Annotated in this window: 5 protein-coding genes; 3 read left to right on the top strand and 2 right to left on the bottom strand. The window is 38.9% G+C overall.

Annotated features, from left to right (window positions below; genetic code table 11):
• Positions 1-54 precede the first annotated feature (54 nt).
• Together ABWO41_RS09750 and ABWO41_RS09745 are read right to left on the bottom strand one after the other, a co-directional pair.
• Positions 55-4,467 (bottom strand): hybrid sensor histidine kinase/response regulator transcription factor, encoded by a 4,413-nt coding sequence (locus ABWO41_RS09750; protein WP_353137138.1) that lies wholly within the window; start codon positions 4,465-4,467, stop codon positions 55-57.
• 171 nt (positions 4,468-4,638) lie between these two features.
• Positions 4,639-6,501 (bottom strand): TonB-dependent receptor plug domain-containing protein, encoded by a 1,863-nt coding sequence (locus tag ABWO41_RS09745; protein ID WP_353137135.1) that lies wholly within the window; start codon positions 6,499-6,501, stop codon positions 4,639-4,641.
• Between the two features lie 160 nt (positions 6,502-6,661).
• Between ABWO41_RS09745 and ABWO41_RS09740 the strand changes: the two genes are divergently transcribed.
• From ABWO41_RS09740 to ABWO41_RS09730, 3 genes are all read left to right on the top strand, one after another.
• Positions 6,662-7,057 carry a hypothetical protein gene (locus ABWO41_RS09740; protein ID WP_353137132.1) on the top strand — a complete coding sequence of 132 codons (396 nt, stop codon included), beginning with the start codon at positions 6,662-6,664 and terminating at the stop codon, positions 7,055-7,057.
• A gap of 122 nt (positions 7,058-7,179) precedes the next feature.
• Complete coding sequence (locus ABWO41_RS09735; protein WP_353137129.1) at positions 7,180-8,562, top strand: TolC family protein; 1,383 nt, start codon at positions 7,180-7,182, stop codon at positions 8,560-8,562.
• 6 nt (positions 8,563-8,568) lie between these two features.
• A partial coding sequence (locus tag ABWO41_RS09730) for an efflux RND transporter permease subunit (protein WP_353137126.1) occupies positions 8,569-11,562 on the top strand: 2,994 nt, incomplete at its 3' end.

Below are 11,562 nucleotides of genomic sequence, written 5' to 3'. Positions count from 1 at the left end.
ACTAACTAACTAACTAACTAACTAACTAACTAACTAACTAACTAACTAACTAACCTACTTAAATTTCTCACTACATTTTTGAATATATGCGGTAGGAGTTGTTGCAAAATGCGCTTTAAAACAAGTGCTAAAATATTTTGGATTATTAAAGCCTACAGCATAGGCTACATGAGAGATATTATTGTGCCCCTCATCGAACATGGCTTTTGCCCTTTCTAAACGTGTATCTTTTAGAAAATCTATAGGAGCCATATTGGTTAAGCTCTTGAATTTTTTAAAGAAGGCCGAGCGGCTCATCCCTATCGAATCGGCTACAGCATCTATATTGAATTGTGGATCTTCTATATGGTCATTAACAACTTTAATGGTATCGTCTAAAAACTTCTTATCAAACTCTGTGATAATAGGGTTTTCCTTTACATCCGCTACTACACTTGTATTTCCTTGTTGTTCTCTAACCGAACGGAAGAATTTTTTTCGCTGTACCAGTATATTATTCACCGCACTAAAGAGTAAGCGAATATCTAAAGGCTTAGGTAAATAATAATCTGCACCATATTTTAAACTCTGTATATGGTATTCAACAGTATGTCTGGCAGTCAACAATATAACCGGAATATGACTGGTCACAGAGTTATTTTTCAGTTTATTCAACATCTGAATACCATCCATTTTTGGCATCATAATGTCAGACAATATCAAATCGGGCAATAATGTAATAGCCTTTTGTAGTCCTTCTTCACCATCAGACGCCAATTCTATGTGATAATAATCATTAAACTTGCTGTCAAGAAAGTCTCTAAGCTCCAGATTATCTTCTACTATCAGTACGGTCTTTCTTTCAGCGACAAATACACCCTCTGGTAGTTCTCCAATCGTAATATCTTTTAATCCGTTAATTTGACCACGAAAAGTAACCAGGCTCTCTGTCTTATTCTCCATCAATAAATAGGGTAGCTCTACTATTACCCGTAAGCCTTTATCGGTACTATTTTCGGCATAAATATTACCATTGTGTAACGCTACCAGTTCTCTTGCCAAAGCCAGGCCTATTCCTGTTCCTTTAGTCATATTATTAGCGGCGACTCCTTCGTAATATAGCTGAAAAATCTTATTGAGTTCTGTCTGATTTACTCCCGGACCCTCATCTATTACTTCTATACGAAACACATCTGAAGTATGACAAGAACTTACATTAAGTAGAATCTTTCCGCCTTCAGGCGAAAACTTAATTGCATTGGCTAAAATATTATAAATAACCGTTTCTATTTTATCCGCATCAATATCTACCATTAACTCACTAAACTCAGATTGCACTTCTATCGTTAGTCTCTTGCTAAACAGATAATTTTCAAAATACCCGCAAATGTTATGTATAAATGAAAGCAGTTCTACTTTCTGCCGTTTCAATGTAGCTTTTCCGCTACTTACTTTTCTAAGATCCAACACCTGATTAACTAAGCGAACCATCCTTTTGGAATTGTCCAGTATGACTTTTGCATAACCTTTCCCTTTGTTAGACAGTCGTTCACTTTGTATAATCTCCTCTATCGGGTTAACAATCAGTGTTAATGGAGTTCTCAGCTCATGCGAAATCTGTGTAAAGAAATTCAGCTTCACCTCTGCAAGTTTCTTTTCTACCGCAATCCCCTGTCTCAATCTTAAAATGGTCATTGCCACACGTTTTACAAAAAGCAAAAGCAGTATCAATATTATTGTGTAAACTGTATACGCCCACCATGTTTTCCAGAATGGTGGAAGCACTTCTATCTTTAAGGAACGGAAAGATACACCTTCAAAAAGATCGCTATTCTGGCTTTTGACCTGAAAAGTATAATTTCCCGGCGGCAGGTTAGTATAAACTACCTTACTCTGCCCTTCGGTATTTCTCCAGACATCGTCGAATCCCAATAACCTGTAAACAAAATTATGCCTGCTTGCAGAAGTAGATTCCAACATGGCAAATTCTATCCCTACAACATTCTGGTTATAGTTTAAAGCAACTTTCGGAAGATAGTTAATATCTGTTTTTAAAAGAGAATTATCTCCTGGAATAATATCTTCACTATTTACCTGAAAATTGGTGAATACCAGATTACCTTTTTCCCGCTTATCATTGAGATCTTTGGCCTGAAAGAATAAATAACCTAAAATATTTCCAAAGGCAAGTTTTCCATTACTGAACTTGGCAACAGAAGCTTCTGAAAAAATAGTCTCATGCAAACCATCGTAATAGCTATAATTCTGGACCTTCTGGTTCAATAAAGAAAATTTGGATATCCCATTTCGGGTAGAGATCCAGAGATTTTTCTCCGAATCTTCTGTACATGCCAACAAAAAATCGCTGGACAAGCCATGTTTTTTAGCATAGTTCTTAAATTTTAATGTATCCAATGGATTTGTCCCGATAGCCTTATTTAATCCTCCGGATGAAGTTAAAACCCACATTTGATCGGTAAAATCACGATAAATAAACTGAATATCATTTCCCCCCAAACTCTCTATATTGCCCGGCTCCTTTTTGTAAACCTTAAACCGGCCACCATCACTCTTATCATCAGGATTAAAGAGAATAAGCCCTTCGGAAGTTGCGATCCAGATATGTCCTTCTTTGTCCATATTCAGATGCCTTAGCTTACCATAATTATCTATAGGATAATTCCTGAATCTATTTTCGTTGTTAAAAACCCGATAATTCTTCCCATCAGACTCAATTAACACTAAACCTCCACCAAATGTAGCTACCCAAATACGTCCCCGTTGATCGGGCAGAATACTATATATCTCACTCCGATGCAATACATTATCTGCCTCGCTGTTTAAGAAATGTTGCAGAATACGGAAGCCGCCATTATACTCTTCTACTAAATACAGTCCGCTCCCTTTAGTGCCTATCCAGAAAAGACCGTTTTTATCCTGTGTTATGCTGTAGATACCCCCATCAGGATTAAAGTTTGCTCCCAGAGGATCAATGTGTACTTTTCCATTTTCGTTCAATAATATCTTATTGGATTTTGTACCAATCCACAAACGGTCTTTCTGATCTACGAACAAGCCTCTAACCTCGTTTTCTGCTTTGTTAATGTGATCTGATTTGATATAATTCTGGTGGAAAAGGTTTCCCTGTAAAATAATACGATCCAAGCCTCCATTATCCGTAGTAATCCAGAGCACACCACTCGGATCATAATAGACACCCTGAATAATTCTGGAAAAGCTTCTGTTTAGACCTTCTATATTGAGCACAAACTCTATAAGCTTATCTTTTTCTCTATCATAAACAGACAGTTTATACCCTCGTATACTCACCCATAACTGCTTATTTACATCTTCAAAAAAAGTACAGTTTCTGAGCCACGGTTTAAAGCCATATTTTTTTTCAGGGTATAAACCCATCAGCTTTTGCCGGCTCTTATCCAATCGCATTACACCATAATGCTCAGATTCCAGCCAAAGTCCTTTATCCTTATCTTCGTATACACAGTACAAGGCCGATCCGTCGGGGGTAGTTTCTAACAATGTTCTGTTACCCTCTGCGTCCACAGTCATCAGCTCACCCTTAGAACTAGTGCAAAACAGTTGCTGCTTATCTTTTGATAGTTTAATATCGTATATTAATCCGCTAGTAATCTTTACATCAACCTTCTTCCTAAAATGTACATCTATTTTAATCAGACGTTCTTTTGCATAGGCAAGCCACATTTCTCCGTTTCTATCTTCTGCAATAATCCTAAAGGGATTGTCTGCTTTCGCAACATATTGCTTTACAACATAACTGCAGTTTTGGTGTTGCCTAACCAAAAACAGTCCTCTTTCATTAGATATCCACGCATATCCCCGCTTATCCAGATAGAAAAAATGCGTTTTTTGCGAACTGTCGTTAAGCGTATTCAACTCATTAAAAACCGGGCGGTTACCAGTCGCGTCATCTATAACAACTATATTACCTTTAATGGTCTTTAACCATACCTTTCCATTGGCTACAGCCAAAATCCTTGTAAACTGGTGCTTTTTAAATGATTCTGTTTGGATTAAATCATGCAGCGAAGTAAATATATGTTTACGTTTATCAAAACGGTAAATACGATTATCATAAGCCTTCACCCAAAGAAAAGAAGAAGTTTTATCTTCAACGATCTCGTCTATTCTGTTATTCTTTAAACGGGAAAAATCTCCCGGATTAGATTTAAAAGCAACAAAACGATTACCATCAAAACGGTTTATTCCTGCCCATGTGCCAAACCACACAAAGCCTTCCCTGTCTTTTACAATGGTAGTAACTCTGTTATCAGAAAGACCATCTGCAGAAGAATAATGGCTTACGCTAATTATCCCGTCTGCAAAACTATGAAGTGCAAACGTTTGAAAAAAGCAAAAAAGTATAACCCAACAATATTTGGTTAGGGGCAAACACGCTGTTATTTTATTAAATACTTTTAAATCAGACGTACACGATTTTAGGTGCATGCTAATTGGCTTGGTAAAACCAAAAGTAAGTAATACACCACAAAAAAGCAACCGGTTGCGTAATTAAAACTTATTGGTCACTCCTAAAAATAAGCCCCAATAAACTGGTAACGAAGGAAAACTAACTAACTAACTAACTAACTAACCTAAGGCACCCCTTCGGGGAACTAACTAAAACCCCAAACGGTACTTCACTCCCAAACTCAGCCACCTGCCAGGCATAGGAACAGCCGCTGCTTCTATATAGGTCTTATCAAAAATATTCTGGAAATCTATATAATAGTCAAACTGCTTATGGTTGAAACTCGCTCTCAGGTCTGTTATAAAATAATCTCTGTAAGAGATACGCTCATTATACCGTTCGGCCAATAAAACAGACCACTGTCTGTATTGCCAGCTTAATTTAGCTACCAACTGATGTTTCAGATTTTCTATTTTATATTTAGACATTACATTTTCAGGCTGATCTTTAAACTCCGGATACAGATAAGTGTAACCTAAATTTATGCTCCAGCGACTAGCCTCATTACTCCATAAATATTGTGTTTGGAAGTTAAAACCAGTAGTACGTAATTGCCCTACATTGTTGGCCTGCCATGGGTTTATCAAATCCGTTTTTGTCCAGTCTATAAAATCATCTATATTTCTATAAAAAACAATTGCTTTTGCCGACCAGCGCTCCGTATTATACTTAAAGCCCCCCTCTACCTGATAAGCTGTTTCGGAAACTACGTTCGCATTTCCTATGTTCCCGGCTTGCTGGAGGTAAAGATCGGTAAAGGAAGGAATCCGTTGACTTGTCCCACTGTTAAAGACAAATCTAAAACCAGGTTTTAGCAAATAACTAAAATCTAACCCCGGAAAAACCTGCCATCCATAAATAGAATTGTAATTTACATAAGCGCCCAGATTGATATTTACATTGTCAATTTTATCTGTTCTGAATTCGGTATAAAGACCATAATTTTCTCGTTCATGCTTACCTATACTGTTAGAGCTAATCTCATCATAACGTATCTCGGCACCAAAACCAATCTCGCCAAAATTCAATCGATAGTCACCATTTACCTCAGCGTTTAAGGCATGCGAATAGTGCTTGCTTCTTGCTTTAGACAGATCGTGTTTGTAATATCTATAATCATCAAAGTTATATCGGTAACCGATCTGCGGACTCAATGTTAGTCTTTCATTCAGTAAATGCTTAGACTTAACCGATGCCAGTGTTGTATTTACAATCTCTTTGGACTCCTTATCGCCGGGGGCAGCATAAAACCCGTTTGCGCCAAAAGAGCTTCTTACAAATCCGGCCAGCACATCAATCTTATGCTGTTCGTTCGGTTTAACCTGCCCTTGGTAAAAAAGCCGATTGTTATGATAAGCAGTATTATAACGATAGCCGGTTCCAGACTCATGCGAAGTATAAAGCTGATGATTATGTTTGTCATAAGTCACACTTCCGCCCAACTGCACTCCCCTGCCATTATACATTTGTTCGCTATCCTCTTCATTTTTCTTGAAGTTAGTTCCTGCAAAAACATTAGCAAATATGGCGCTGGCTGCCGGACTCTTCGTTACGATATTTATGGCTCCAGTTAAACTGTTAATACCATAAACTCTGGCTGCAGGTCCCCGCAATATCTCTATCCTTTCTATAGCCTCTGTAGGTACAGGCAGGTTAAGTGTATTATGAGCTGTTTGCTGATCGGTAATTTTAATACCATTCAATAAAATTAAAGTCTGCTCAAAACTGCCACCATCCAGACTTATATCAGATTGAGTACCAAAAGGCCCCCTTTGTCTGATATCTACGCCGGACACATAAGTCAGGAGTTCATTAATGGACCTTGCCGGTAATTTTTGTATTTCCTCTGCTGTTAGCACATCTACATTTCTGTTCTGCTCAGACAGCTGTATTTGTAATCTGTTTCCCTGTATCAATACCTCGTTTAGAGATTGAACATTAGTTTGAGCATAAAGCTTTGTACTTACAAAAGCAAAAGCTAATATAGCACCATACCATTTAGATTTTTTCATGGCCCAAAAGTACAAGCATAATTTATTCCTGCAAAGTGGTTTTTAAGCGAATATTTATACCAATGTATATTGTAAAAATATTTATACCAGCACTGCATTCTTCTATAAAGATTTGCTTTTACAGCCCTCGTTTAATAAATTCGCCAACATGGTCGACAAAATGCAACATAAAAAAATCAAAAGGCTGCATCGCTACTTCGCGATTTTTGCCATTTTATGTGTCCTCCTGTCTGCCTGTGCGGTAAAAATGAGCATTAAGAGCTTCATTGGCGTATCAGGACCTAAAACCGAACAGACTAAATCTGTCAGCAAAGCTTTTATAGGTAGCGTGGTGAACTCCTGTACATTTGACTCGAAATTCGAGCAAACTACTGTCGGAGCAAAAACAATTTTAAGCACCGCAGCACAGCTATTACCTTTTATCCTTTCAAGCTTTTTGGCTTTTGTATTTGGCTTGTTTCTGGTTAAAGAAGCAAACAGGTATGGACTGGGTGAACGTGTCGGAAATTTAGCTCCCCTCCCTATTTTCCTTCAAAACCGTACACTACGCATTTAATACCAAAAATACTTCCTTATAAGTTATTGGCCTGCCTTCCATAAAGGTCAATACATTCGTTATCAACAGTTTTTTATCACCGCTACCGATTAATTCGGCAGCCTCCTAATTTATTTCAACAAATGAAGAATAAGTCTCTGGCTATTATAAGCCTGACATTTGTATTTGTTCAAAATATGTATGCACAAGACAAAAAGCTTTTGACCTTAGGTGACCTTTGGCCTAAAGTAGAAGCTCATTATCCCGGTTTATTAGCCAAACAAACAGCTATAGAAGAAGCCCGACTAAAAGAAAAAGCGGTAAAAAGTACTGCTATTCCGCAATTAAAAGCACAAGCACAAAACACCTATGGTACCGTCGAAAGCGTATCGGGTGCATTCTTTCCGCAAAGTGGCCTGTTTAATGTCAATGGCGTAAAACAAATTAATGACGAAAGCAATACTACCTTTAATGGATTTGCCTCTGCTGTTGCCGAGTGGGATATTTACCAATTTGGCAAACAGAAAAACGCGAACCGGGCAGCGAGTTTATTTACAGAGAAAACGAGTAACGAGAAAGATAACTATGTCTTACATTTAAAGAAAGAGCTTTCGGAAAGATATATCAACTTGCTCTATAGCGACTCCAAATTCATTTGGTCTCAAAAAAATGGTCAACGGTTAAACGATATCCAAAAGATTACGGCTGGCTTAGCTAAATCCGGTGTAAAACCAGCCGCCGATAGCTTGCTATCTCATTCCAGCTTTATACAAGCCTTAGCAAATGCAGATTTATGGAAAGGCAACAGGAATGCTGCTTTAATTAAACTGACTGAATTAACAGATGTCCCGAATATCAATTATGAACTTTCGGTCAAAAGGTTTATTCAAAAAGTTCCTGTACCCGAAAAGGCGATACATAGCAAAGATTTAAAGTCTCACCCATTTCTAAAAAGCCTGGATAATCAAAGACTGTATATTGAAAGCATCAGCAAAGCCGAAAAAGGTGAAGCACTTCCGACACTAAAAGTCTTAGGCGGTTATGCCTTCAGATCATCCGGAATAAACAATAACGGACATATTTCCAGTAGTTGGAGAAATGGTTTTAACAACCAAAGCAATAACTATCTGTTTGGTTTGGGACTTACCTGGAATATCAGCAATTTATACAGCAAAAGCTTTAGTGCTGCTTCGCTGGCAAAAAAGGCTCAACAAACCGAACAGCTGCATCAACAATATGAAGTGGCCATGCAAAGCGATATTGCTTCTTTAAAAGCTAAAATCAACGAACAATACCAACAGCTGCAAAAGAATAATATGGCTGTAAAACAATCGCAACAAGCCTATAATATGTATCTGGCCCGATATAAAAGCGGTTTGATAGCTCTTACAGAATTGCTGCAAATCCAGTCACTACTGGAACAGGCTGAATTAAACCATATAGATGCATCGAACCAGTTTTGGAAACAGCTAGCAGCAGAGGCTGAGCTCACTGTCGATTTCGATTTTTTGTTTAACAATCTTTAACCGAGTATGAATATTATCAGATTAGCTTTAAGAAAACCTATTGGAATAATGGTAACCGTACTGGCTATAGGTTTTCTGGCTTATAACTCCATCAGGAAGATTAATGTAGATATCTTCCCCGAAATAGAATTACCTGCGATGTACATCGCTATGCCTTATGGCGGACTCTCTCCTGCCTATATGGATGGTTTTATGGCTAACGAATTTCAAAAAGTGCTGCTTTTTGTTGGCGGGGTAAAAAATATAGATTTTAAAAGCGTACAAGGTCTAACTTTAATGAAGTTGACCTTTTATCCCGGTACTGATATGGCACAGGCGGCCGGAGAAGTTTCAACCACCGTTTCCAGGGCTATGGGATTTCTGCCTCCAGGTGCCGTTCCACCCATGGTAGTCCGTTTCGACGGGAGTTCACTACCGGTAGGTCAACTGGTCTTTGAAAGTCCAGAACGTTCTGTAAACGAACTGCAGACCTTGGTACTAACCAAAATCCGACCTATGTTTGTGGAGATACCCGGAATTACAGGCCCTGCTCCTTTTGGTGGCAATACCCGATCTATCGTTGTAAAGGTAGACCCTGATGCCTTGCAGGCAAAAGGGCTAAGTCCGGAAGATGTTACCATAGCCATTGCAAAAAACAGTCTCCCTTCACCGGCAGGAAATATCCGCATTGGCGACGAAAACCTGATGGCACCAATTAATTCCATTGCGAAAAATCCTGAAGAGTTTCTAAACACCGCCATCAAATCAGAAAATGGACATACTATTTATGTCAGAGATGTAGCCAGTGTAGAAGATGCTGCCGACCAAACCGTAGGCTATGCTTTAATCAATGGCAAACGTTCGGTTTACCTGCCAATCATCAAAAAAGCAGACGCTTCTACTTTAGAAGCTGTAAAAAATCTTAAAACCGCTTTACCTAAACTCAGAAATGTTCTGCCAGAAGATGTAGATGTCAAGTACGAATTCGATCAATCCAAATATATCGAACGTTCTTTAACTAATCTTATCCACGAAGGAATTTTAGGTGCAGTATTCACCGGACTTATGATTCTGCTTTTCCTGGGAGATACTCGCGGAGCTATTATCGTGGTACTAACCATTCCCATTGCCATATTAGCTGCCGTTACTGCTTTATACCTATCCGGGCAAACCATCAACATGATGACTTTAAGTGGACTGGCTCTTTCCATCGGTATATTGGTAGACGAAGCAACGGTAACTATAGAAAACATCCATCAGCATTTAGAAATGGGCAAGAAAAAACAGCGGGCCATACTGGATGCTTTGTTAGAAATATCCATACCTAAATTGCTTATCCTCCTTTGTATTCTTGCCGTACTGACACCGTCATTTATCATGACAGGCATTCCAAAAGACATGTTTATGCCTTTATCTATGGCCGTTGCTTTTGCTATGGTTGCTTCTTTTCTGGCATCACAAACCTTTGTTCCTATTTTAGCCAACTGGTTCATGAAAAATCATGTCCACAAAGAACAAAATACCAGAAAAAGAGCCTTCTTCGAGAAATTCAGGGTAAGATACTCATTCCATATGCGCAGATATTCCAGCAAATCGGGTCTGCTATTTATGGCTTATAGTGCAATAGCGCTAACTGCCATAGTCATTTTATTAAATGTTGTTGGAACAGATGTTATGCCGGTTTCTAACAGCAGCGATTTCCAATTACGGGTAGAAGCTCCGCAGGGTAGCCGATTGGAAAAAACAGAAGGTATAACCCGAAGCATCATTAAAGATATTGAGCATCTACTGCCAGAAAATGGCATGAATATCAGTTCTGCCTTTGTTGGAATGCATCCGGCAAACTCGCCTATCAATCCTATTTTTTTATTTACCAATGCTTCGCATCAGTCAGTGATTCAAATTTCGGTTAATCAGGAAAGCTATAAAGGTTCTATGGAAGAACTCAAAGAGAATATCCGCAAGATGATCGAAAAAAAATATCCGGAAATCCGGTTCAATTTCGAACCGTTAGAACTTACGGAAAAAATTATGGGACAAGGTGCTTTGACTCCCATAGAGGTAAAGATTGGTGCCGGACAGGTTAAAACAGCTGCCAATCATGCCAGAAAAATAGAAAAGGAATTGAAAGAAATCCCCTATCTGAGAGATGTTAGGATAGCGGAGCCACTGGCTTACCCTACTTTGCAGATAACTGTCAATCGCGATCTGGCTGCGCAATTCGGGCTTACCATGCAGGATATCACCAGGGCTTTGGTTGCAGCGACCTCTTCTACCCGTTTTACCGATAAGAACTTATGGGTCGATCCCAGATCAGGCTTGGTGTTTCAGGTGCAGGTGCAATTCCCTGAATCCGTTGTCAATTCCGAAGAGCGATTGCGTTCATTACCATTAAAAAGAGGAAGTCAAAGACCTGTTTTAGAAGACATTGCAAACATCAGTAAGATTAAGTCACCGGCACAAATCAACAGAAAAGGACCAAACAGATATGTAACCGTTTTGGCTAATGTCTATCAAAAAGATCTGGGATCAGCATCTAAAGCGGTTAAATTGGCCATAACAAAAGCCGGTGAAGCGCCAAGAGGTACCAGTGTATGGACAGAAGGCACACTGCAATTGCTGGACGAAACGTTAGGTAGCTTATTAGCTGGTTTGGCTGTAGCAATAATAGCTATATTCCTCATGCTCTCCGCTTATTATCAATCTTTTAAAGTACCGCTCGTTATTTTGTCGGTATTGCCGGCGGTAATTGCCGGAAGTTTATTGATTTTATTTTTATCGGGAAGTACGCTAAACCTGCAGTCCTATATGGGTATTATTATGTCTATTGGAGTATCTGTTTCCAATGCAGTATTATTAATTAATCAGGCAGAATTTTATCGCAAGAAACTCGCATTAAAACCAACTAACGCATCCAGACTGGCGGCATCTTCGCGAATCAGGCCGGTGCTCATGACTGCTGCAGCCATGCTGGCAGGTATGCTCCCTATGGCCATTGGTATAGGTGACGGTGCCGAACAG

This window comes from Pseudopedobacter sp., assembly GCF_040392825.1.
Taxonomy (GTDB): domain Bacteria; phylum Bacteroidota; class Bacteroidia; order Sphingobacteriales; family Sphingobacteriaceae; genus Pseudopedobacter.
This window is presented reverse-complemented; position numbering and strand designations above follow the sequence as displayed.

Coding starts and splice junctions, on each gene's coding strand:
- ABWO41_RS09750 (WP_353137138.1), bottom strand. CDS start 4,467: ATGCACCTAAAATCGTGTACGTCTGATTTAAAAGTATTTAATAAAATA.
- ABWO41_RS09745 (WP_353137135.1), bottom strand. CDS start 6,501: ATGAAAAAATCTAAATGGTATGGTGCTATATTAGCTTTTGCTTTTGTA.
- ABWO41_RS09740 (WP_353137132.1), top strand. CDS start 6,662: ATGCAACATAAAAAAATCAAAAGGCTGCATCGCTACTTCGCGATTTTT.
- ABWO41_RS09735 (WP_353137129.1), top strand. CDS start 7,180: ATGAAGAATAAGTCTCTGGCTATTATAAGCCTGACATTTGTATTTGTT.